Source organism: Brevibacillus composti (genome assembly GCF_016406105.1).
GTDB classification, from domain to species: Bacteria; Bacillota; Bacilli; order Brevibacillales; family Brevibacillaceae; genus Brevibacillus; species Brevibacillus composti.
This window is the reverse complement of record NZ_CP066308.1, coordinates 1,038,952-1,061,802: the sequence shown is the minus strand read 5'-3', so window position 1 is coordinate 1,061,802 and position 22,851 is coordinate 1,038,952. Positions and strand designations below refer to the sequence as shown.

The following is a 22,851-nucleotide window of genomic DNA, read 5'->3' as shown; positions in this document are numbered from 1 at the left end:
AGCCCACACTTATTGGTGAGCTCTCAGATATTCAGATACTTTTGCCAGCCCTTGCCGCAGCACCTCGGTCCCACAAGCATAGCCGATCCGTACATACCCTTCCATGTCAAAGCAGCTTCCCGGTGTTAAAAAGGCCCCGGTCGTCTTGAACAGATCGATGCAAAAATCCTTCGAAGGCATGTCCATCTCGATCTTCAGCATGGCCGTCGTCCCTGCTTGCGGCTTGACATAGGAGACCCGCGGCTCCTGCTTCACCCACTCGTCCAGAATCTGCAGATTGGTGCGGACAATCCCCAGGTTGCGCTCCATGATCTTGTCGTAGTTTTTCAGCGCGTGGACGGCGAGGACATCGTCGATCATGCCGCAGCTGATCGTGTTGTAGTCCCGGTGCTTGAGGCATTCTTTGATCACGTCGGCAGGCGCCGCAATCCAGCCCAGTCGGAGTCCGGCGAGGGAGAATACCTTGGACAAGCTGCCCGTGCTGATCCCTTTTTCGTACAGATCGGCGATAGAGGGGATCACTACTTCGGGATCCTGATGCAAGCCCCGGTACACTTCGTCGCAGAGCAGATAGGCATCCACACTCCGGGCGATCTCTACGATCTCGCGCAGCATCTCTTCGCCCATCAATGCACCAGACGGGTTGTTGGGGTTATTGATGCAGATCAGCTTCGTTTTCGGACTGACCAGACTTCTCAGTTCGTCCAGGTCAGGATAAAATCCATTCTCCGGCAGCAGCTTCAACAGTTTGACATCAGCACCGAAGGATTCCGGCACAGAGTATAGCTGCTGATAGGTTGGATGGACAGAAATTACCTCATCGCCCGGCTCGACCAGGGAGTAGAGCAGGAGAAAGTTGGCCCCGATCGCACCATTCATCGCGATTACATTTTCCGGCTTCACGGTTTTGTACAGTCCGGCGACCAGGGAGCGGAAATTAGGCGAGCCTTCGATATGTCCGTAAGTGAGCTTCATCTTTGCCAGTTCCCCGAAAAAGGCCTCCGGTTCGTCAGAGAGGCGGATGAGCTCTTCCAGCGTCAAAGAGTCTACGCAGGTCTCCGCGATGTTGTAGACCGCATCCATCTCGTACTCGTTCATCCACTCTTCCACTTGAAACGGCTTTACTTGCATCTCGCTCGTTCTCCTCCTTTATTTGCGGGGTCGTCCCCTATCCTAGATCTCTACGACAGTGCCTGCCCCCAGCTTTTCCGCTTCGTCCAGCACGAGATTGGCGGTGAGCAGATCCTGGATAGCGATGCCCGTGCTGTCAAAGATCGTAATCTCCTCAGCCGATTGTCGTCCGGGGACGCGTCCAAGAATCACTTCACCGATCTCGGCCACGATGACGTCAGGTGTCACGATGCCTTTTTTGATCGCTGTCTCCAGCTCCCCTACGCTGACCGACTGCGTCACATCGTCTACGAAGACGCGCGCCTCGGCAAACAGACGCTCATCGATCTCTTGCTTGCCTTCCATGTCGGCTCCGACGCAGGTAATATGCGTCCCTGGCTGCACCCACTCTCGCTTGATCAGTGGCTGACGTGCAGAAGTGGCGGTGATGATGATATCGGCCTCTTTGGTTGTCTGTTCGATGTTTTCGACGGGGACAAACTCAATCTGACAGCGCTTCGTGTACGTCTCACGCAGCTCGTCCTGGCCGCTGTACTGATCCGCTACCATCTGGAGCAGCTTCTCCTGAATCTTCTCGCAGAAGGCCTGCGCTCTCTCGTAGGAACGCGCATTGTAGACAGACACCTTTTTCACATTCTCCATCGTGGTCAGCGTGGCCAAAATCTGAAAAGGTGCCTGATGTCCGGTACCGACGAGGAGCAGATGCTCCGATTCCGGCCGCGCCAGGTACTTGGCACCGATCCCTCCCGCTGCGCCGGTGCGCATGCAGGTGATATGCTCGCCGCTGAGGATGCCGCGCGGGGCTCCCGTCCGGCTGTCCAGCACCATGACGGTACCGATGAGTTGGGGCAGATTTTTCTCCGTGTTCTCGCCAAACCAGGAAACCACCTTCAAGCCAAAAATATTGGCGCCGGTGAGATGGCCGGACTTGATGTCCATATCCGCTTTGCCCGGTTCAAATTCATGGAAGACCATCGGAAACAGGGTCGCTTCCTTTTGGGCTTTCAAGGTATATGCTTGTTCCACTTTCTCAATGACACGTGCCATGTCCAAAATCTGTTCGATCGTTTTCTGGTTGATGACGCGAAAAGGCAACAACGGACAACACTCCTTTTCTCTCATGTTGTTCTTTGGACTTACAGTACCATAGTCGAAAGAAACACAAAAATGAGAAAACGCAATCGTAACCATTGCAAAAACTTTAGATTCGCTCCGGCGCACCTCTCGCGGAAAAGTCCGGCGAGGCGAAAAACGGCCCGGTATCTATGCGATACGGGCCGTAGGTTGGCAGCGGGTCACGCTTGTCCCTGCCGAGTTTTTTCTCGATCCTTTTTGGGTGCGGGGCTGCTTTTCCCCAGTTTGTGCTTGATGTAAAGGTATTGTTCGATCTCGCGCAGCAGATAGAACAGCGCTGCCTGCGTCTCGAATTCCTCCTGCGTCTGCGGCAGGGGCGTCTCGCGAATCTTTTCCCGCATGGCATGAAGCTTGTCCAGAAAGCGGTACGCCGTATTGCCGGGGTGGATGGAGTGACTCAGGTGGTCGAGAAAATCGGCAATCTGCTGTCCCTCTGGCACCTGTGCATGTAATTTGGAGACGACGGGCAGCATCCGTTCCAGATAATCAAACTGCTTTTGCCGCATGAGAAAATACTGGTAGTAGGTATCCTCCCCTTTGCGTCCAAACCGGTTTTCCTCATCCCGTGCAGCGAGCATTTTCGCTTCGAGCAGCAGCTTCTCTGTCTCGATCATCTCATGGCCGTCCCAGTTGCTTTGGCCGTGGCGCAGATAGTAGGCAAACTCCTGCATAATCCGGGAGAAGTTGCGCTCGACGGCGGCCTGCATCCCCTTCAATTCCTTTTCCAGGCTGGGCATGTAGAGATTGGCCAGAAGCGCCACCCCCACCCCGATAAGAATCAAGAACAGCTCATTGAGGATGACGGCCGGGTCGATGCTCTGCACCGAATAGAGATGCAGCAGCACGACCATGCTGGTCACGAACCCCTCCTGGATCCCGAAGCGGACCGCCAGCGGCAAAAAAGCCAAGATCATAATCGTGAGCGTCACGGGCTGAAAACCGAGCGAGGCGTAAAGTACGATTCCTACCGCCAAGCCCAGCAGGCAGGCGAGGACGCGGTTCAGCGCCGCGCGGAACGACTGTTTCCTCGTCACCTGAATGCAGAGGATCGCAATGATGCCCGCCGAAGCGTAAAAGGATAGGCCCAGTTTCTGGGCAATCAGGATCGCCACGCCGGTTCCGATCGCCGTTTTAATGGTACGATAGCCAAGCCTCAAAGCCATGATTCCACCATTCCAGTCTCTGTCCATGTTGCTGATCGACAGAATCGATCAGTACGTCCTCTCTACAGTAGCAAAAACCTCGTCGAAAACAAAGGAAAAAGAGCCCCTCGCGCGGAGAGACTCTCTGTTGTTCACCATTTATTCGAAGGTGACCGACACGCCTTCCGCCACGGCCCAGTCTCCTGCCGGCGCTACCAGATACGTGGTGCCCGGCACCAGGGAGGCGTCCTTCAGTTTGCTGCGGTTTGATCTGGTCAGCCCCGTATCCGGCCAATACCTGCTGGGCCACCAGGGCCTGGACAGCCGCCTGGTACGCGCCCGCTTCATTCATATCGGTAAAAACTCCTGCCGCTCCAGCCGTTTGCGCAGGGAGCAGGGCAGCGGTACTGATCGCCGCTGTCGCCAGCAGGGCGGTGAATCTTTTCGCGTTTATCTGTTTCATCTGAGTAGACGCTCCTTCCATTCCAGGGATTATTTCTCTCTCCCAGAATAAAAGGCAAATCTAACCCCCGCCTAAAGCTGTTCTTAAATAAATCTTAAACGGAGCAAAACATTTGGTAAACTAGACGGTAAACCGATAGCCCGCCCCCCACACCGTCTCGATGTACTGCGGATGGGACGGGTCTGCCTCCACCTTTTCCCGGAGCTTGCGGATATGGACGGTCACCGTCGAGATATCTCCCGCCGAATCCATCCCCCAGATTCGTTCGAACAACTGCTCCTTGCTGAACACGCGATTGGGATGGGTGAAAAAAAACGTGAGCAGATCAAATTCTTTCGTCGTAAAAGAGACCTCCGCTCCATGGACATAGACGCGCCGCGAAGCCCTGTCGATCCGCAAGCCCCGGATCTCAATTTCGTCGGTTTGCTCCTCTTTTCCGCCCAGCAGGCGCTCGTAGCGGGCGAGATGGGCCTTGACCCGGGCGACCAGCTCTCCCGGGCTGAACGGCTTGATGACGTAATCGTCCGCGCCCAAGCCGAAGCCTCTGATCGTATCGATCTCTTCCTTCTTGGCGGTGACCATCAGAATCGGGATATTCTTGCGCGCGCGAATCTGCTTGCAGAGCTCAAAACCATCCACATGCGGCAGCATCACATCCAGGATGATCAGGTCGTAATCCCCTTCGAGCGCTTGGGCCAGTCCGCTTTCCCCGGATTGCTCCACATGGACGGAGAAACCATTTACTTCCAGGTAGTCCCGCTGCAGCTCCGCGATGCTGATATCGTCTTCTACGATCAGTATTTTCTTGTTCATCGTTCCGCCCCCTTTTCGCGCGGCAGGGTAATGATGATCGTCGTTCCTTTGCCCGGGACAGCCTTCGCGGCAATGAAGCCGCGGTGCTCGTGCACGATTTGGCGGGCAATCGCCAGTCCCAGCCCGCTTCCCCCCGAATCGGCGTTGCGCGACTTCTCCCCACGGTAGAAGCGCTCAAAGATGTGGGGGATATCCTGCGGTGCGATGCCCGGGCCGTTATCCGCCACCTCGATCACCACCTCGTCTGCCCCGATCCGCAGATCAAATCTCAGCTGCCCTTCAGCCTTGTCCATGTATTTCAGACTGTTGTCCACGATATTGGCCAGCACGCGTCTCAGCTTTTCCCGATCGGCCAGGACGACGGCTTTTTCCTGGCCGGGTCCCGCCTTCTGCCCCGCAGCCGATGCCAGCCCCTGCTTTTCCCAGCGGAGGGCGACATGCCGCTCCTCCAGGTCGAACTGCAGCTCCGTCAGATAGTCGTCCAGAAAACGCTCGATGTCAATCCGCTCGAAGGTAAACGGCAGCTTGCCCAGATCCAGCTTGGAGTACAAGAACAGCTCGTCGATCAGCCGATCCATCCCCTTCGCCTTGCGGGCGATCGTATCCAGATACTTGTCCAGCTTCTCCGGCGTATCGGCCACGCCGTCCCGGATGCCTTCTACATAACCGAGGATGGACGTGATCGGGGTCTTTAGGTCATGCGAGATGTTGGAGATCAGCTCTTTGCGGTTCTCCTCGTACTGGAGCTGAAGCTCGACGGATTCCTTCAGCTTTTTCCGCATGTCTTCGAAGGTTTGGGAGAGCTGGCCGATCTCGTCGCGCCGGGTGGAATCGACATGAAAATCGAGCTCCCCGTCACGGATTCGCTCCGCCGCCGTCTTCAGCTTGTTCAGCGGCCGGACAATGCTGCGGGAGACATGCAGATTTAACAGGCCGTTCATCAGGGCCAGCATCAAGAGCAAAAACAGAATCAAGACGGGCAGGAGGCTCCGGGCCAGCTCCGCGTAGGGACTGACCTCTTTCATCACGTAGACGCCGCCTGCGGTCTTGTCCGAATAGGTAAAATCAAATTTGACGTAGGCAAAATAGCGGCCATCTGTCTCCAAAATGTCCCGCACATGAATATTGCCAAACTCATAGCCCGGCAGCACTTGATCCATCCCCGGCACCCGCAGCACCGGTGAGGCGTAATAGATCTCCCCGCCCCTGCGGACGAGGAGGCCCGCATTCACGGGCTCCAGCCGCTGCTCCAGCTCCTGGAGCAAGCGGGGGTCGAGCAGCTTTTCGGGACTGTCTTTGCCCAGAAATTTGGTCTCGACGGACACCGTCTCCTCCGGTTCCGTGAGCGGCATGACGGCGTAGCGGCTGGTAAACAGATCGCGCACATGCTGCACGTCACCCGTCACGGCGACCGCAATGAGAAAAACGGCCGCCACAAATAACAGCACGGTCACGAGCAGCATCGCTGTATAGGAAAGCAGCAAACGAAGCCGAATCGACACAGATACTCCTCCAAGCTCTCATGAAAAGTAAACAGCAAGCGGTTCTCACTGCGCGATGCTCCGCAGATAATGAGAACGCGGCGATCAGCCATGGGAGCGATCACCTCCATTTTCTTTCTCTGTCTGGTTTGTTACAACCGTTTTGTTTTTTACTGTACCATAACGAAAAAATGAAAGGCTGTCGACTTCAAATCGTCGACAGCCTGCTCTTCGTCCGTTCTTTTTCGCAAAGAAATCAAGTCGGTTCCATACCTCTTCCAGCATCTCCATCCGATCGGCAAAGTCCTGCGCCTTTCAGCCGTTACCGCTCCTCTTTCTTCAGCTCCATGAGCTGCTCGATGATTTTGGCCATATCCGCACGGGTAAGCGTCGCATTAGGCTGGAAGCTTTGTTTTCCTTTATCTGTCATCAGCCCGTGGGCGTACGCGATGGCCGCCGCCGGCACGGACTGTTTCTGCAAATCGCCGTAAGGTACGGTGAAGATCTCCGTCTTGTTCAACAGGTCGCCATAACCCAGCAGCCTCGCGATCAAATCCGCCATCTCAGCTCGCGTGATCAACCGATCCGGCTCGAAGCGCTTCCCTTCCTTGGCAATCAAACCGTACTGGAGGCTCTTCTGGATGACGCCATACAGCGGGTGCTTGCTGTCTACATCTTCAAACACATAGGGCTTCTCCTCTTCGTCTCTGCCAGAGTAGACGTAATGCACCCGGTGGAATTCGATGCGATCGAGCAGTTTGGCCGCGATCTTCGCGACTTCGCCGCGCGTCATCTCCTGATCCGGTTCCAGCTTTCCGTCGGTAACGGTGAACATCCCCTGTTCCCACGCATAGACCAGCGCTTCCCGGTCGGGGTGTTCCGCGATGTCGCTTGGCTCCGATTTGGTGTTCAGCTTGTCCAGATTCACCCATTCGCCCGTCACCGCATCTACCACGCCCCGCTCGCCGACATAGCGGTATACCAGCACAGGCTCTCGTTTTACAGGTGTGCCTCCGTAGTAGTTCATTTGCGGCAGGAGGTAGGTGAGCATGACTTTTTTCCGTTCTTGTTCCGCTTTTTTGGCAGCTTCCCGATCGATTTTGGCGGCGGTCTCTTCAGCCGCAAAAGAGTGGCTTCTTCTCCACAGATTCAGCGATTCGGCTTCCCCGGTCTCGGGATGGACGACCACTTCGAACTCCGCCGACTCGATGGGAATGCCGCCCTTCATCTTGCCGAACGGAATCGTGTAATACTGGCCGCGCTCATGCATTAACGCCAACTCTTTGGCAGACGGAGCCCGGTCGATCAGGTAGATTTCCCCGAGCTGGTCTGCCAGCAGCGTCTTCACCAATTTTATCGCGCTTTCCACTGCTTGCTCATAGGGAACGGCCTTGTCGATCATCTTGCCTGTCTCTCTCGGGTAGCGGCGCTCGTTGCTGGAATAGCCTACCAATTCCCCGCGGTCCCCGATCTCCAGCTCCACCTTGTTGACCGTCTTCCCTTCAATATGGAGAGGCGTGTACTCAAAGCTCCAACTGCGGCGAGTGATGCCATCCGGTCCCGTACTGCCCCCGCTCCCCCGATTTCCCTCGGAGCGATACGATCCCGGGAGGAGCTTGATTACCTGATCCGCGATCTTCTGCGCTTCCTCTTTGGTGATCGTCTTCTCATCGTCGATTGGTTTTTTCACCGTGCTGCCCAGCGGCTGTATGTCTTCCGCGACCGCTTCCTGTCCCAACAGGTTCAGCGCCGCTCCGGTCCTCGCGTCGAGAAACTGCGGGTCCTTGTCCGTGTAGCGGTATACGAGCTGATACTTGCCGTAATCCACTTCGTGATCTCCGGTCAGGAACGATTTTTCCGCGAAAACCAGCGAAGGTCTGGTCAGTTCGGCCAATTGCTTTTCCGCTTCTTCCTGCGAGAGCACCTCCCCTACCTCCGGCAGCGGACCCGGACTCCAGATGCGGTCATAGCGTGCGATCGCGCCGTCCCGAGATACTGTCACATCTACCCCATTCTCCAAGAAGGGGATGTTATTTTCCATGCGCGTGAAGCTAAATCCGTATTCGTTCCAGCTGGTGAAGCGGGGACGGCTGAACTCGTTCGGTTTGGAGAGCTTCGCCATCTCCTCGGCCTTCAATACCTTCTGGAGAAATTCCTCTGCGACCGCAAGCGCCTTTTCTTCTCCTACCGCAGCGTCGGCACTCTTGCGATTCTCGTCTCCGTAGGTGTAGTACTGGAGCAGTTGTCCGGTGACCGCGTCGATGGTCATGGACATCCGGCCCTTATTTCCTTGGTCCCAGTACAGTCGCCAGGATGGCCCTTCCATAAAATACCCTTCTTTTTCCGGATCGAAAAAGTTCGCATCTGCCAATTTGTAGTCGGCGGGAATCTTCACATAGCTCTGCGCCTTTTGAATGGCTTGCTCTTTGGTCAGGGTAGCAGCCTTGCTCGCCGCTTCCGCCGCATAGGCAACTCCTCCCCCTGCCATGTGCCCTCCCGATGGCACTGCAAATGACGTCAACAACACTGCCGTAGACAGTCCGGCAATCATGCACCAGGACTGCTTTTTACTCGTCACGTTCGTCCAACCCCTTTTCCTCTAGTAGTGATCTTTTCTATCTTACCAAAAGTTTTCCAATTAACAAAATCTTGCTACTCTTTTGTAGCTCTCTGTTTTTGATTCATCTCGCTCGACCTGTCCAGGTGGATCCACTTGCCCGTCACGGCATCGACCACGCCCTTGTCTCCGACATAGCGGTATACCAAACGGGGGTTCTTTTTCTCTTTTGCGCTCCCTTCCGGCAGGAAGTAGGTCAACATGAGCTTCTGGTTCGCTTGCACCACCTGATGAGCGGCCGCCGGGTCCAGTTTGGCGGACGGAAGCTCTATTTGCAGGCGATCCAATCGGAAGCCGTCCAGCATTTCCACTGTGCCTGTGGCTGCATTGACTGTTAGCCGAAAACGATCATGCAGCACCGGCACGCCCTCCTTCATCCAGCCAAAGAAAAAGGTGTATTTCTCATTCTCGACTGAAACCAGCCGATCCAAATAGATCTCTCCCAAGCGGTCAGGAAAGTTTTTACGGACAAAGGAAATCGCCCGCTCTTTGGCTTGTTCGGCAGTGAGAGCCGGTGCGCTTCTCTGGACCGCCCCGGAGCCCACGATGCCATCCGCCGTCCGCATGTCCGCGATCACCCACCGGAAATCAAAGAGTTCGCCTCTGTCTGTGATGACCACCTGTAGGGTAGACCCCTGCTTCCCATTTTGTCCCGGCAGCTCGTATTTATAGATCCAAAACTGGACCGGCATGCCGTCTTGATTCTCTTTTCTCTCCTCCTCGTTCGCTGGCCGGTATGCGTCGCTTTGAGGACCCGCAATTTTTTTCGTCCATTCATCAGCGAGCTTCCTTGCCTCTTCCCGGCTGATCCGATGGTTAGCATCCCCCTTGCGGACCGTCTCCCCCAGTGCCGCGGGCACGAACTCCTTCGCGTCCGCCTCTCCTCGGCCGTTCAACAGCTTGCCGCTTATGGCGTCCACCATCTGTGCGTCATCTTGCTGATAGAGGAAAACCGGCAAGTACGGCTCCCTGTCGAAGCTCTCGTATTCGAAGCCCCAGCCGCTCATCAGCGAGAAGAGATCGACAATCGCCAGTCCAGGCTTTGCCTGTGAGGCCAGGAGCTGTGCCGCCGCTTCCTCCCCGATTACCCCCTTTGCATCCGGCAGGGATACGTCGTCCCATAATCTTTGGAAATGGCGAATGTCTCCCTCCGGCGACAGGATGATCCGAATGCCGTTTTCCAGAAAGGGAATGCCGTTCTCTACCCGCGTAAACGTATATGCGCGCTGCCGCGAAGCATCGTACACATACGCGTAATGCTGTCCGTATTCATTGGGCCGGGAGAGTTTTTTCCGCTCTTCCGCCGAGACGGCTTTATCCAGAAACGCGTAGACCTTGTCCAGCGCCGTCTGATCGTCGACCGCTGACTTCTCGGATGACTCCTGCTTTGTCTTCCTCCTAAACTGATAATCGAGAAGCGATCCGGTCTTCGCATCTATTTCCACCGAGAGAGAGCTCCACCCCTCTTTCCCTATCTGGCCGCTCTCCCATCGGAGATGCCAAACCTGACCATCAGAATCCTGGATTACATCCGCCCCTTGCAATACAAGGGTTTCAGGAATGTTGGCTAGTTCCGCTGCTTTTTTCACTGCCTCTTCCCTGGAAAGCCCAACTTCTTCTGCAGCGTGTACAGCCTTCGTCCCCCCTGCCAGACAGACCCCTGTCGGCACTGCCGCCACCGTCAGCCATGCAGCCGCAGACAGTCCGGCCATCTTGCTTCGGAGATGCGCTTTGCTCTTCACCAACAGCCACACCTTTCCTTCCTTTTTCTAATCGCCATAATCTTACCATTTATTTGGCCCATTTTCCAAATTAAAGAAATAAAAAACCTCTCCTACGGCAGGGATCGGCCATGCAAAAAAGCACGGCGTTCATCCGCCATGCTTTTTTAACTTCCTTGCTTATTTATTTTTCTGCATGCCACTCCTGCTCCGGGTGACAGGCGTTTCTTCGTGCTATCAGAGCTGCAGCATGGCTTGCAACGATTCCGAGGTCACGCGATTTCCGACCAGGAAGTTGCCAAATTCGCCGTAGCGGGCGCTGACTTCGTCGAAACGCATTTCATAGACGATATGCTTGAATTCCAGCGGATCGTTGGCAAACAGGGTAACGCCCCATTCCCAATCGTCGAAGCCGACGGAACCGCCGATAATTTGCTTCACGCGGCCCGCGTACTTGCGGCCGATCATGCCGTGCGAGCGCATCATCTCCTGGCGCTCCTGCATGGTCAGCATGTACCAGTTGTCCTGGCCGTCCCGCTTTTTGTTCATCGGGTAGAAGCAGATATGCTCCCATTTGGGCAGGATCGGGTAGAGACGCTCGCGGACATGCGGGTTGGATTTCGGGTCTTCGCCTGGATTATGTACGTAGTTGCTCAATTCCACGACGGAAATGTACGAATAATCCACGTCGGTAAAGTCAGCGAACTTGGTTTTGTTAAAAGCGGTTTTGATCGCATCCAGCTCCTGCATGGTCGGACGCAGGAACATGAAGACCAGGTCCGCCTTGTGGCCCAGGATCGAATAGACGGTCGTGCTGCCGGCTTGCTCCTGTTCGTTTGCCTCCCAGGTGCGAATCAGCCCTTGCAGCTCGTCCACCGCCGCATCGCGTTCTTCCTGAGTCGCCTTCTTCCATTTCTCCCAATTAATCTTGCGAAAATCGTGATACGTATACCAACCTTCCAAGGTGAGAAGCGCTTCATTTGTACTCATCAGGATCAGCTCCTTTTCATCATGTGGCTTGTTTTTCCTGCAACATTCCCAGTATAGCATAATTGGCGAAGTCGTAATCGATACGAATTGGTGAACAAGCCGCGGGCCGCTGCTCGGCTCAGCTCGGCTCCACAAAGTCGCTGCGCATGGGAACATGCTTCTTCTTCGGGCCTCTGAACAAACAAAAAACACGCCCCCTACAGGACGTGCTTCGGATCCAGAAACCGCTCGCTCAGTCTTGCGGCCGCTTGCCGGTCCATGATCACCGTTACATCCGGATGCTCCCTCAGCAGCGAAGCGGGCACACCCGGGGTGATCTCCCCTTCCAGCATCCGCTGCATCGCCTCCGCCTTGGAGGCTCCACAGGCCAACAGGACGATTTTCTTCGCCTCCAGGATGGTCTGGATCCCCATGGTGACGGCTTTCGTCGGCACCTCCTCGATCGACGCAAAAAAACGGGCATTGTCTGTGATCGTTCTCTGCGCGAGATCGACTACCCTGGTACGGGACGATACCGGAGAGCCTGGCTCATTAAAACCGATGTGGCCATTTCCGCCAATGCCGAGAATCTGCAGGTCAATTCCGCCAGCAGCTTGAATCGCCCGCTCGTACCGGTCGCATTCTTCGTCCAAATCGGCGGCATCTCCGCAAGGGATGTGGATTCTCTCCGGCTGTACGTTGACATGCTGAAAAAAAGTCTCATGCATAAACACCCGATAGCTTTGCGGATGCGTTGCCGAAAGACCGACATATTCATCCAGATTAAACGTCGTGATGCGGGAAAAGTCGAGATTCCCGGCCTGGTGCTGGCGAATCAATTCCTGGTACATGCCGACAGGGGTGCTGCCTGTTGCCAGTCCGAGCACGGCGTCCGGCTTTTCCCTGACCTCTCTCGCTACCAGTTCTGCCGCTTCTCCGCTTAACGCTTCATAATCCTCGACAATCAACCATCTCATGTTGGTCACCTCATCCGATCCCGATTGTGAGATCTGTATGGAAAGTGCAAAAATTCTTCCGAAATATCTTATCATGAAAAGGAACTTTTATCCAAAGCAAAATGAAAAGCAAATGAAATTGTACCTGTTGAATAAATAAGGGCCGTTCCCCTTTGGTTGCTACGTCAGGGGAAACCGCCCATTTTTCCGGAAACAGCCTTTTTCATGGAAACAGCCTAGAAAAGAACGCGATAGCCGATCAGTATGACCACGACCAGCAGCACGAGGGCGCCCACAAAGAAACCGATGCTCGCTTCGTTTCGGCGTGCACGCCCCAGGGACATTTCCATCAAGCCAAAGGCAAGGATCGCCAAGATTCCTTTGACATAGTACAGAACGTCGCCGGCGTGGTAAGCAAACAGCATCCAGATGCCGGAAACCGCGATGATGATAATCATCAAGCGCAGAATCATATGCAAAATTTTAGCGACACGCTCTTTTCCTGCACGATACAAAATATAGCCAATGATCAGAAGCACGAGGGCGACTTCCCATCCGCCTACATGGGATTCCAGCAACGCATTTTGCACGAACGTTTCACTCCTTGGCAGAATATCAATTTTTCACTCGCCTCATTATAGCAGAAGGAACCAGATTACCAGATGCTTGGCAGTTTTGTGACAAAAACAGGGCCAAACGGGATCAGTCCCGTCTCTCCTTCGCCTGCTGCCAGAGGATGAACGGATTTTCCTCGGATTGATCATTTTCCAGCTTGGCCATCCGAATCGAGCGTTTCTCCATCGGCAAGGCGATTTGTTCGTAGATGGCACCGGAATTGAAACCATAAGGCTGTGCTTCTTCTTTGGAGTAGCCGTAGTAGACCGTCTTGATGCCCGTGTAGTAAATGGCCGTGAGACACATCGGGCACGGCTCTCCGCTGGCGTAGACCACGCAGTCCTCCAGTTGGAGGCTGTTCTCGTGCTTGCAGGCTTCCTTGATCGCGAGAATTTCGGCATGCGCCGTCGGGTCGTTGGTCGCTGTCACTTCATTGACGCCGCGGCCGATGACCTCGCCGTTTTTTACCACCAAAGCGCCGTACGGGCTGCCGTGGCCCGAGCGTACATTGTCGCAGGCCAGCTTGATCGCTTCTTGCATGAAATCCTGCTCTCTCATGGTCGATTCCTCCTTTGTCCATCGGACGATCATCTTCTTCGTTCTATTCTAGCATATCGTCCCTTTTCCTCTAAAACTCCGCTTCATCCGGGAATCTGTGCCTGAAAGATTCCGCCTATCCGTCTTCCCTGCTACACCGCCCGAAACCCTTCTCCCAGCACCTCCTGCGCCGGACAGAGGATGATAAAGGCTTCGGGATCGACAGAGCGGACCAGCATCTTCAGCTTGCTGACCTCACTCTGGCTGACGACGGCCATCAGTACCTTGCGCTCGTCTCCGGTGTAGCCGCCGGAGCCGTCCAGAAGCGTCACGCCGCGGTCCAGATCATAGAGGATCGCCTCGCGTATCTTGTTCGTCTCGTCGGAGATGATGTAGGCCACTTTGGAGGTATTCCAGCCCATCTGCACGATGTCGATCGTCTTGCTGGTGACAAACAGGGCAATCAGCGCGTACAGGGCTTTTTCGGGCGTAAACACAAAGCCGGCGAGAAAAATGACCAGCCCGTCAAAGACAGCTACGGATACCCCCAGGCTGATCCCGCTGTATTTGTGCAGAATTTGCGAAGCGATGGACAAGCCGCCGGTAGAGCCCCTGCCCCGAAAGACGATGCCAATCCCCAGTCCGACCCCCATCCCGCCGTAAATACTGGCGAGCAGCGTGTTGTCCGTCATCGGCTCCAGATGGCTGGTCAGCGCGACAAACAGCGGCAGGATAACCGAGCCGACTGCCGCTTTCATGCTGTATTGTCTCTCCAGCAGCCAAAAGCCCAGGAGGAACAGCGGAATATTAAACGCCCACTGCACGATGGACGGCGGCCAATTGAAAAGGTGATGAAAAATGACAGACAGGCCGGAGACGCCGCCCGACGCCAATTGGTTCGGGTTGAGAAAGAGGTTGAAGCTGGTGGCGAGCACCAGGGAGCCGATGATCAGCATGCCGTACTCCGCGATCTTTCGCTGCGGGCTGTTGAGGTTGTGAGCGGTCCGACGTTTTCGAGGCACGTTCGTTCTCCTGCCTTCCTTCTAAGATGAAAAACCGTCCATACATTACCATGTTTTGCCCAAAAAAGAAACCCTGAAGCCGCGCAAGCCGCGATCCCGTGCGCCTCACACGGACGATGCAGCAGCCCCGAAGGCCGGACAGAAGAAAAAAAGAAGAACCCGGCGAACCGGGCTCTCGATCTAATTCTCAAACCACCCCACAGGCTGCACCTGCAGATTGATGTTGATCTGCTTCACTTCGGTAAATTCGTCAAAGCCGTACGTGCCCAGACCGCGCCCGATGCCGCTCTGCTTGTAGCCGCCCCACGGCGCTTCATTGTAGGTCGGATGGTAGCAGTTGATCCAGGTGATGCCGGCCCGCAGCTTCTTGATCACCCGCATCGCTTTGGCGCCGTCCTGGGTAAAGACCCCGCCTGCCAGACCGTAAACGGTGTCATTGGCCAGGCGAATCGCCTCCGCTTCGTCCGAGAAACGCTGTACGGCCAGAACCGGGCCAAAAATCTCCTCCTGCACGATCCTCATCTGGGGCGTCGTGTCTACAAAGATCGTCGGTTCGACAAAATAGCCTTTGTCCAGCCCGTTTTCCGTGATGCGGTTGCCGCCGCAAACCAGCCGGGCCCCCTCTTCCTTCCCGTATTCGATGTAGCGCAGCACCTTCTCCATATGAGCCTGGCTCACCAGCGGCCCCATCTCCGTGGCCGGATCGTCTCCCGCCCCCACGCGGATTTTCCGGGCCCGCTCGACCAGCCGCTCCACAAAGCGGTCGTGGATGCTGTCCTCCAGCAGCAGACGTGAGCCTGCCGAGCAGACCTGTCCCTGGTTGGCAAATATCCCGAACAGAGCATAATCGACCGCCGTCTCAAAATCTGCGTCGGCAAAGACGATATTGGGCGATTTGCCGCCGAGCTCCAGCGAGATCTTTTTCAGGTTGCCCGCCGCTGCATTCATGATGCTCCTGCCGGTTACGGTTCCGCCTGTAAACGAGACCTTGTCGACCAGCTCGCTGGCAGCCAGCTCATGCCCGACAGTCGGACCGGGGCCCATGACCAGATTGGCGGCGCCCCTCGGCAAACCGACCTCCTCCAAGATCTCAAACAGCTTGATCGCCGTCACGGGGGTCACCTCGGAGGGCTTGAAGACGATGGTGTTGCCGGCGGCGAGGGCGGGCGCGATTTTCCAGACCGCCATCAGGAGCGGGTAGTTCCACGGCACGATCAGCCCGCAGACGCCCACCGGCTCGCGCACCACCATCGCCTGGATCGGGTCCGCCACCTGGTAGGTCTGCCCGTCCGGCTTCGTCACCAATCCCGCGTAGTAGCGGAAGCATGCGGCCGCATCCGCGATGTCAAAGCCCGCTTCCCGCAGCGGTTTGCCATTGTCCAGCGTCTCCAGCGCGATCAGCTCCTCGGCGCGCTCCTCCAGTTTGTCCGCCACTTTGAATAAAAGCCGTGCCCGCTCTGCTGCCGGCACCTCCGACCAGACGCCGCCGTCAAAGGCCTCCCGGGCGGCGCGGATCGCTCTTTGCGCATCCTCGACGGTTCCCTCCGCCGCCAGCGCAATCACTTCGCCGTTGGCCGGATTGACAATCTCCCGCGTCTCCCCGCTTCCGCCCTCCACCCATTCTCCCGCGATGTACATCTTCAGATTCATCATTGTGAACGCCCACCTTTCTTTATTTTTCTGCCCCATTGGCGGGACGAGCCGTTTTCGCTTCTTCCGCCGTTTGCTTGGCTGCCACCAGTGCCGCGAAGTCATGCACCAATGTCGCCGCCAAGAGAGAGGTCGTCTGCGCCGGATCGTAGGGCGGAAGCACTTCCACCAGATCGAAGCCGATGTAAGTCAGGCCCGTCAAACCGCGGACGAGCTCCAGCGTCTCGGAGCTGGTAAAGCCGCCGACCTCCGGTGTCCCCGTCCCCGGCGCAAACGCCGGATCGACAAAATCAATATCAAAGCTGAGAAAGCAGGGAGTCTCCCCAATCGTCTGCCTGATCTCCCGGATGATGTCCGCTGTCCCCCTCTCTCGCAGCTCCTGGGTGGTGATCACCCGGTAGCCCAGCTCCAGACTCGCCTCCACATCTCCCGGGTGGTTCAGCGTGCCGCGAATCCCTAGCTGTACGACCTTGTCCGGCTGCAGCAATCCTTCTTCATGGGCACGGATAAACGGGGAGCCGTGCCAGTACTTCTCCTCGTAGTAGGTGTCCCAGGTGTCCGTGTGCGAGTCAAACTGGAGCAGCGCGACGGGTCCCCATACTTTTTTGGCCGCCCTGAGCGTCGCCAGCGTGACCGAGTGATCCCCGCCCAGCCCGATCGGCACGATGCCGCTGGCCATCAACTCGCGCATGGCCGCTTCTATCCGCTCGTAGCTGCGGTGGATATTGTGCGGAATGACCGGCACATCGCCGACATCGATGGCCCTGGTGTCTTCAAAGGGATAGACCCGATGCACCGGATGATAGGGAAACAAGAGCATCGAGGCCTGCCGGATGGCCTGCGGGGCAAAGCGCGCTCCGACGCGAAAGGAGGCAGCGGTGTCAAATGGCAGGCCGACGATTGCCACCCGCGCCCCTTCGCGATGGGCTGGCAGGCGCATATAGGAGCCGGTCGTGCAAAATTCCGGCTTGACGTCCGGAGAGAGCGGATACTGCAAACTGTTCACCTCCGTTGGTTCGTGCTTTCTCACTACCTTGTAGCAAGCGTCATGCCAACGGGATCTAGCGCGCCCGGGACCGCCCTTTGCCTCGCGGATGCGGGATGGATAGAGGCGTTTTGGGAACCCTGACGTGCTGTTTGCTTCTCACGGCTTGGAATTCCCTCTTAAAAGTGAGAAACAGAGACAAGTAGTCGGAAACGGAGAATAAAAAAAAAGGCCGGTTTCTCAACCTGGCCTTTTTCGCGCCTAGAGCTGTTTCACAGCCGCCTGCAGCAGCGCGGCTGCCTGTTTGTTGTACTGCTGGATCAGGACCTGGAGGTGACGGTCCAGCTCAGCTGCCGGAAGCGGCACGGGCAGACTCATCAGCTCGCGTCCGTTCACCTTGATCAGCGCTCCCAGCATGTTGCGCTGGTATTCGTCGAGCGTGGCCAGCGACAGCGGCTTGGCTTTGTAGAGGCCGCTTCCCGCCTGCGCGCGGAGCAGCTCGCGGAAAAAGAGCTGGTGGTAATCCGCGTAGATGTCCACATTGATGGGATGGCCGTATTGGCGAACCAAATCCCGTTTCATCGCCCATTCTTCGAGCTGCTGCGCGGTCAGCGCTTGGCCGCTCGACCCGGTGACCACGAAATGCATCAGCGCGAACCAATCGGGAGGAGTCAGCTCTGTCCGCAGCGGATCGGCTTTCAACACGCCCCGCTCTGTCAGCTCCGCGAGCACCTCCTGCTTGCCCGCAGCGGGCGGCAACTGCAGGTAGAGCGCGAGATTGGCAAAGAAATTGGCCTCGCTGCCCTGTCCGCTCGCCCATCCGTACGGCTTGCCGAAATCGACCAGGCGGAGCGGATCCATTCGCAGCAGTTCCCGGTAAGCGGGAAATGGCTGTGCGGTCAGAGGCTGGTAGGTGACGGTCGGCCGCTTGGTCAAAAGTGCGGTCTGAAACAGCTCCGCGCCTGTTTGGCTCAAATAGCCGAATTTCTCCTTTTTGGTAAAGACAAACGGCGCCGGTTTCCGCTCAAAAGCGAGCTGCCGAAATACCTGATCAAACGGCTTGATCGAGTCATAAACAGGCGGAGTCGCCGGATGCCAGTCCTGACTAAGCACGCCGAGAAGGCCCGTTTTTCTGTCACGGTAGGTCATGATCTTCTCTCCGCTGTAGGTGGAGAGGGCTTCGATGCTGCCGTAGCTTCCGTCTGTTAGCGGCTTCAGATCAGCATCGTAGGCATCCCAGCCGCCCGCCTGCTGAATCAACAGCGCCGTGCGGGTTTCTTCCATCCGAAAGGCCTGGACGTTCTCCCGTTTGGCCAGCGTTTCCCCGTTCATCTGTATCCACAGCTCATAGCTGCCGTCCAGCTTTTGAAAACTGACCAACTGCCGCTCTCCCCACGGCTGAGCCGCGATTCTGCGGTATTGATAGGGCGTGAGCAGCTCCAGCTTGCCCTCCGTGATCCGTACGAGTGCCTGGGCCGTTTTGCCTTCGCTCGCACCCGCCGCGTAATAGCTGTTCCCCGCCGGGAAGATCGTGACTGGCGGCCCTCTTCCAGCATGGCAAGAGGTGATTTTGCTTTGGCTTTACCCGCATACAGCGAGCGAAACAGCTCCAGATTTTCCAGCGCGGTGAACCTGCCGTAAAAATTGGGGAACTCAAAGGCGACGCCGATTCGCTGGTAGAAGTCGGATCGGGTCTGGCGGATCTCCTCCCCAAGCACGATGGCCTCCCCTTCATACTGCCTCAGCATCCCGATGAGAATTTTCTGCAGCGTACTTTTTCCCGCTCCCGACGGCCCCAAAAAGCCAAAGATCTCGCCGCTTCCAATCGAAAAAGAAATATCCCGGAGCGTGTACGCTCCACTCCCCGGATAGCGGAAACACAATTCTTTTACCTGTATCAATGCGCATCATCTCCTGAACGGATCAAGCCTGAGGCGATCAGCTCCGCAAGCAAGTCTAAGGTAGGGGGAAACAGTTCGTCCCCAATCTGTTTTTTGTGCAGCACGAGCAGCATCACGGAGCGGATCAGACTGACGATGACTTCTGTCCGATGCTCCCCGGATATGATCCCCTGTTCCTGCAGACGACGAATCGCAGGTCCAAACGAGCGGGAGTCGCTTTCGAACAGCTCCTCCAGCTTCTCCGGCGGCCATTTTCGCAACAGGATGGCCATCGTCTCCTCTTCATGCAGCTGTCGCAGCAGCGGGTTGTTCTCCATGATCGCAAAAGACTCCCGCAAAAATCGGCGAAAGCTCTCTTTTGTCACGCTCTTCTCGGAGAAATAGCGTTCCATCAGCAACTGCTGAATCCGCGCTTCCTCCTGCTGCAGGATCTCCAGATACAGCTCCTCTTTTGATTCAAAAAAGAGATAAAAGGAACCTTGCGCGATCCCGGCGGCTTTGGTCATATCGGCGACGCTCGTCTTTTTCAGCCCGAGCGTGGAGAAACAATGACGGGCCTGCTCGATGAGCCGACTGCGAATGCTTGCCTTTTCCTCCTCGGAAAACTTCTTAGCCATATTGCCTCCTCAGTGATTGTGAATGTATGAATAATTTTATTTTATATTCATATACATATCGTATCGCATCTTTCCAATCCCTGTCAATCATGAATCCGCACGAGGAGGCGAATCATGCGCTCGGCTGTGCGATGGTTGCAGGAAAAGCCCAATAAAAAAGAGGAGTCCCTCTGCTGTCTTCTCAGGCACAAGGGACTTCCTCCTATTATTTTATGCCGCTCCTGCCGCCAAAATGGCCGCTAAACTGTCTCGCCAAAATGCTTGTCGTACCATTTGATCAGCGCCTGCGTGCCATTGTCCTCCAGCCCTTGGGCCGCCAGCTCCTGATAGAGCGAGAGGGACAGCTCCAGGCCCGGCGTGGCCAGGCCCATCTCTTTGGCCGCTTCCAGCGCAATCGAGATATCCTTGATGATGTGCTTGATGTAGAAGCCGGGGGCGAAATTGCCTGCGATCATGCGGGGGGCCAGATTGCTCAGCGACCAGCTACCTGCTGCTCCCGCCTCAATGCTCCTCAGTACGCTAGACGGATCCAGTCCGGCTTTTTTGGCGTAGGCGATCGCTTCGCACACCCCGATCATATTGGAGGCAATCGCGATCTGGTTGGACATTTTGGTATGCTGGCCCGCACCCGGTCCGCCCTGCAAAATCACATTGGTGCCCATGATCTTGAAGATCGGCTCCATCGCCGCGAACGCTTCCGCATCGCCGCCGACCATGATCGTCAGGCGGGCTTCCCGCGCTCCCACGTCGCCGCCGGACACCGGCGCATCGAGCGAATGCAGCGAGCGTTTTTTCGCTTCCTCGTAGATTTTGACCGCGAGAGACGGTTTGGATGTGGTCATATCGATCAGGTAGCTACCCGGTTTGGCATGGGCGACGATGCCCTTCTCGCCGAGGTAGACTTCCTCTACGTCTGCCGGGTAACCGACCATCGTGATGATGACATCCGCTTCGGCGGCCAGCTCGGCAACCTGATCCTTCCACACCGCGCCTTGCGCGACCAGTTCCTCCGCTTTCTGCTTGGTGCGGTTGTATACCAAGACCTGATGGCCTGCCTTCATCAGATGAGCAGCCATGCTTTTGCCCATGACGCCGATCCCGACAAATCCAATCACTTTTCCTGCTGACGTTGCTGCCATGTCCTCTTCCCCTTTCATCTGCCGAAAATGCTAACCCTTTCCTTTTCTCTACATCCGCCAGGAAAACCTTCCAGACTTTTGCGAATTCTTTCCCATTACCGGTGATGCCGGACAAGCTGACCGTCCGTCCGATTGGCAACTCACACCCAAAGACCAGCAAAAAGCAGCCAATAGGTCATAGGGCGATCGAACCAAAAGTAAATGCTGTTCAGCCCCGCTCCGGCCATGCACGCATCCGCCCAGGATCTCCAATACCAGACCGCCATGCAAAATGACAAGCTGATCGTGACGGCGTCCCTGAAAAATCAGGGCGATGGCCGGAACATCGGGATCATCGCGGTCGGCTATGACGCGGGCGGAAAGCCCGTCGCCTCCAAAAGCGGCAAGACCTATATCCCGCGAAACGAAGTGGGCAACTATCAGCTCTCGCTGCCGAACGCAGGCAAAATCGCAAGCGTCAAGGTGACGGTAAACCCGTAGTCCCCGCTCCGGCCCATCCTGCCCTATCGGAACAGTGAAAAGGAACAGAGAGAAGAGTCAGCCTCTTCCCCTGTTCCTTTTTTTGACGAGTGATTTGACGAAGCGGCCCGGTCCTTGCTCCGGGTCAGCGCTCCAGATGCTGTTTGAAAAACTGAACCACTTTGGTGCTCAGGGCGATATGGTTCTCCAGCTTCTCCGTCTGATGGCCTTCGTCTTCGAAGACGATCAGCTCCACTTCCTGCCCTCTCGCCTTCATGTCGGAGTAGAGCTGCTCGGCTTCACTGACCGGCACGCGCGTATCGTTGCGGCCGTGGAAGATGAGCAGCGGCACCTTGATCTTCTCCGAATGATTCAGCGGCGCAATCTCCTCGAAGAAATCGGAATCATCCGCGAGCGTGCCGTACTCCGATTCGCGCAGCTTTCTGCGCCATTCGCCGGTGTTTTGCAAAAACGTGCGGAAATGCGAGATGCCGACGATGTCCACGCCCGCCGCCCACAGGTCCGGATAATGCGTGAGCGAAGTTTCGCGTTCCTCTATCATGATTTCATCACTCCTGACGCATGAAAGCAACGGGTCCAATGACCGGAGGCGATCTCCTCCAACGCCGGTTTTGCGGATTTGCACGTCTCATCGGCCAGTGGACACCGGGGATGAAAGGCGCAGCCGCTCGGCATGTTCAAGGGATTGGGCACAGAACCGCTGATCGAATCCAGTTCTTCACGCTGTTCATCAATTTTCGGCAGGGATCCCAGCAGTCCTTTGGTGTACGGATGGCTCGGATGGGCAAACAGGTCGTACACCGACGCCTCTTCCACCACTTGGCCGGCATACATGACGACCACCCGGTCAGCCATCTCCGCCACCACCCCGTGGTCGTGGGTGATCAGGATGACGCCCGTATCCCGGTCTTTGCTCAAGTTTTTCAACAGCTCCAGGATTTGCGCCTGAATCGTCACGTCCAGCGCCGTCGTCGGCTCGTCCGCGATCAGCAAGGCGGGGTTGCAGGCCAGCGCCATGGCGATCATCACCCGCTGCCTCATCCCCCCGGAGAGCTGATGGGGGAAGTAGTCGACGACCTGGTCGGCACGCGGAATCCGCTTTCCAGCATTTCGATGCTCTTTAGCTTGGCCTGCTTCTTATCCATATTCCGATGGATTCGAAATACCTCGCCGATCTGATTGCCCCGCAGGAGGCGCATCTCCTTTTTGCTTTTTTTCAACAAATCCTGCCCTTCAAACAGGATTTCGCCGCCTACCACTTTCCCGGGGTGTGCGACCAGCCCCATGATCGAGAGCGATGTGACACTCTTGCCGCAGCCCGACTCTCCGACGATCGCGAGGGTCTCGCCTTTGGAGACGGAGAAAGAGACGTCATTGACCGAAGCGATCACGCCTCTGTCCGATTGAAAATGTGTTTGTAAGTGTTTCGCTTCCAATAAGTTCGTTCCCACGGATCACACCTCTTTTACGTATGGCTC

The 22,851-nt window shown here is 56.3% G+C and carries 20 protein-coding genes and 2 pseudogenes; 1 reads left to right on the top strand and 21 read right to left on the bottom strand.

Features of this window, described 5'->3' with window-relative positions; translation table 11 throughout:
* Positions 1-9 precede the first annotated feature (9 nt).
* From JD108_RS05585 to JD108_RS05495, 19 genes are all read right to left on the bottom strand, one after another.
* A complete protein-coding gene (locus JD108_RS05585) occupies positions 10-1,131 on the bottom strand; it encodes an aminotransferase (RefSeq protein WP_198828920.1) in 1,122 nt (373 codons plus the stop codon).
* 42 nt (positions 1,132-1,173) lie between these two features.
* Positions 1,174-2,229: an ornithine cyclodeaminase family protein gene (locus JD108_RS05580; RefSeq protein WP_198828919.1), complete on the bottom strand. Its 1,056-nt coding sequence runs from the start codon at positions 2,227-2,229 to the stop codon at positions 1,174-1,176.
* Positions 2,230-2,426: 197 nt separating this feature from the next.
* A complete protein-coding gene (locus JD108_RS05575; RefSeq protein WP_198828918.1) occupies positions 2,427-3,428 on the bottom strand; it encodes an aromatic acid exporter family protein in 1,002 nt (333 codons plus the stop codon).
* The gene (locus JD108_RS05570) at positions 3,397-3,870 is read right to left on the bottom strand and encodes an S-layer homology domain-containing protein (protein WP_198828917.1); all 474 of its coding nucleotides are present in this window, start codon (positions 3,868-3,870) and stop codon (positions 3,397-3,399) included. The genes JD108_RS05575 and JD108_RS05570 overlap by 32 nt, the downstream gene beginning before the upstream one ends.
* Before the next feature lie 120 nt (positions 3,871-3,990).
* Positions 3,991-4,683, bottom strand: a complete 693-nt coding sequence (locus JD108_RS05565; RefSeq protein ID WP_198828916.1) for a response regulator transcription factor — start codon at positions 4,681-4,683, stop codon at positions 3,991-3,993.
* The gene (locus tag JD108_RS05560; protein ID WP_198828915.1) at positions 4,680-6,185 is read right to left on the bottom strand and encodes a sensor histidine kinase; all 1,506 of its coding nucleotides are present in this window, start codon (positions 6,183-6,185) and stop codon (positions 4,680-4,682) included. Before JD108_RS05560 ends, JD108_RS05565 begins: the two co-directional genes overlap by 4 nt.
* A gap of 301 nt (positions 6,186-6,486) precedes the next feature.
* Positions 6,487-8,742, bottom strand: coding sequence for an S-layer homology domain-containing protein (locus JD108_RS05555; RefSeq protein WP_198828914.1), 2,256 nt, complete (start codon positions 8,740-8,742; stop codon positions 6,487-6,489).
* A 74-nt stretch (positions 8,743-8,816) separates the two neighbouring features.
* The gene (locus JD108_RS05550; protein WP_198828913.1) at positions 8,817-10,523 is read right to left on the bottom strand and encodes a YcdB/YcdC domain-containing protein; all 1,707 of its coding nucleotides are present in this window, start codon (positions 10,521-10,523) and stop codon (positions 8,817-8,819) included.
* A 216-nt stretch (positions 10,524-10,739) separates the two neighbouring features.
* Positions 10,740-11,492: a hydrogen peroxide-dependent heme synthase gene (gene hemQ / locus JD108_RS05545; RefSeq protein WP_198828912.1), complete on the bottom strand. Its 753-nt coding sequence runs from the start codon at positions 11,490-11,492 to the stop codon at positions 10,740-10,742.
* A gap of 197 nt (positions 11,493-11,689) precedes the next feature.
* Positions 11,690-12,448: a glucosamine-6-phosphate deaminase gene (nagB, locus tag JD108_RS05540; RefSeq protein WP_198828911.1), complete on the bottom strand. Its 759-nt coding sequence runs from the start codon at positions 12,446-12,448 to the stop codon at positions 11,690-11,692.
* 215 nt (positions 12,449-12,663) lie between these two features.
* Positions 12,664-13,017, bottom strand: a complete 354-nt coding sequence (locus JD108_RS05535; protein ID WP_198828910.1) for a DUF1516 family protein — start codon at positions 13,015-13,017, stop codon at positions 12,664-12,666.
* 112 nt (positions 13,018-13,129) lie between these two features.
* On the bottom strand, positions 13,130-13,600 hold the full coding sequence (locus JD108_RS05530) for a nucleoside deaminase (protein ID WP_198828909.1): 471 nt from the start codon (positions 13,598-13,600) through the stop codon (positions 13,130-13,132).
* 131 nt (positions 13,601-13,731) lie between these two features.
* Positions 13,732-14,601, bottom strand: a complete 870-nt coding sequence (locus JD108_RS05525; RefSeq protein ID WP_198828908.1) for a YitT family protein — start codon at positions 14,599-14,601, stop codon at positions 13,732-13,734.
* 180 nt (positions 14,602-14,781) lie between these two features.
* Positions 14,782-16,254: an aldehyde dehydrogenase family protein gene (locus tag JD108_RS05520; protein WP_198828907.1), complete on the bottom strand. Its 1,473-nt coding sequence runs from the start codon at positions 16,252-16,254 to the stop codon at positions 14,782-14,784.
* Positions 16,255-16,273: 19 nt separating this feature from the next.
* Positions 16,274-17,248, bottom strand: coding sequence for an agmatinase (gene speB, locus JD108_RS05515; protein ID WP_198829999.1), 975 nt, complete (start codon positions 17,246-17,248; stop codon positions 16,274-16,276).
* A gap of 249 nt (positions 17,249-17,497) precedes the next feature.
* A complete protein-coding gene (locus JD108_RS05510) occupies positions 17,498-18,616 on the bottom strand; it encodes a hypothetical protein (protein WP_198828906.1) in 1,119 nt (372 codons plus the stop codon).
* A complete protein-coding gene (locus tag JD108_RS05505; RefSeq protein WP_198828905.1) occupies positions 18,565-19,137 on the bottom strand; it encodes an ATP-binding cassette domain-containing protein in 573 nt (190 codons plus the stop codon). Before JD108_RS05505 ends, JD108_RS05510 begins: the two co-directional genes overlap by 52 nt.
* Positions 19,134-19,754 carry a TetR/AcrR family transcriptional regulator gene (locus JD108_RS05500; RefSeq protein WP_198828904.1) on the bottom strand — a complete coding sequence of 207 codons (621 nt, stop codon included), beginning with the start codon at positions 19,752-19,754 and terminating at the stop codon, positions 19,134-19,136. The genes JD108_RS05505 and JD108_RS05500 overlap by 4 nt, the downstream gene beginning before the upstream one ends.
* Before the next feature lie 239 nt (positions 19,755-19,993).
* Positions 19,994-20,893: an NAD(P)-dependent oxidoreductase gene (locus JD108_RS05495; protein ID WP_198828903.1), complete on the bottom strand. Its 900-nt coding sequence runs from the start codon at positions 20,891-20,893 to the stop codon at positions 19,994-19,996.
* A gap of 201 nt (positions 20,894-21,094) precedes the next feature.
* Here JD108_RS05495 and JD108_RS05490 point away from each other — a divergent pair, with 201 nt between their 5' ends.
* Positions 21,095-21,373: a hypothetical protein gene (locus tag JD108_RS05490; protein ID WP_198828902.1), complete on the top strand. Its 279-nt coding sequence runs from the start codon at positions 21,095-21,097 to the stop codon at positions 21,371-21,373.
* Positions 21,374-21,497: 124 nt separating this feature from the next.
* On the opposite strand, the pseudogene JD108_RS05485 reads toward JD108_RS05490, so the two are convergent.
* Positions 21,498-21,893: pseudogene (locus JD108_RS05485) on the bottom strand (alpha/beta hydrolase family protein); the annotation flags it as partial.
* A gap of 17 nt (positions 21,894-21,910) precedes the next feature.
* Positions 21,911-22,824: pseudogene (locus tag JD108_RS05480) on the bottom strand (ABC transporter ATP-binding protein).
* Positions 22,825-22,851: the final 27 nt, after the last annotated feature.

Coding starts and splice junctions, on each gene's coding strand:
- JD108_RS05585 (WP_198828920.1), bottom strand. CDS start 1,131: ATGCAAGTAAAGCCGTTTCAAGTGGAAGAGTGGATGAACGAGTACGAG.
- JD108_RS05575 (WP_198828918.1), bottom strand. CDS start 3,428: ATGGCTTTGAGGCTTGGCTATCGTACCATTAAAACGGCGATCGGAACC.
- JD108_RS05570 (WP_198828917.1), bottom strand. CDS start 3,870: ATGAAACAGATAAACGCGAAAAGATTCACCGCCCTGCTGGCGACAGCG.
- JD108_RS05565 (WP_198828916.1), bottom strand. CDS start 4,683: ATGAACAAGAAAATACTGATCGTAGAAGACGATATCAGCATCGCGGAG.
- hemQ (WP_198828912.1), bottom strand. CDS start 11,492: ATGAGTACAAATGAAGCGCTTCTCACCTTGGAAGGTTGGTATACGTAT.
- nagB (WP_198828911.1), bottom strand. CDS start 12,448: ATGAGATGGTTGATTGTCGAGGATTATGAAGCGTTAAGCGGAGAAGCG.
- JD108_RS05530 (WP_198828909.1), bottom strand. CDS start 13,600: ATGAGAGAGCAGGATTTCATGCAAGAAGCGATCAAGCTGGCCTGCGAC.
- JD108_RS05520 (WP_198828907.1), bottom strand. CDS start 16,254: ATGATGAATCTGAAGATGTACATCGCGGGAGAATGGGTGGAGGGCGGA.
- JD108_RS05500 (WP_198828904.1), bottom strand. CDS start 19,754: ATGGCTAAGAAGTTTTCCGAGGAGGAAAAGGCAAGCATTCGCAGTCGG.
- JD108_RS05495 (WP_198828903.1), bottom strand. CDS start 20,893: ATGGCAGCAACGTCAGCAGGAAAAGTGATTGGATTTGTCGGGATCGGC.
- JD108_RS05490 (WP_198828902.1), top strand. CDS start 21,095: ATGCTGTTCAGCCCCGCTCCGGCCATGCACGCATCCGCCCAGGATCTC.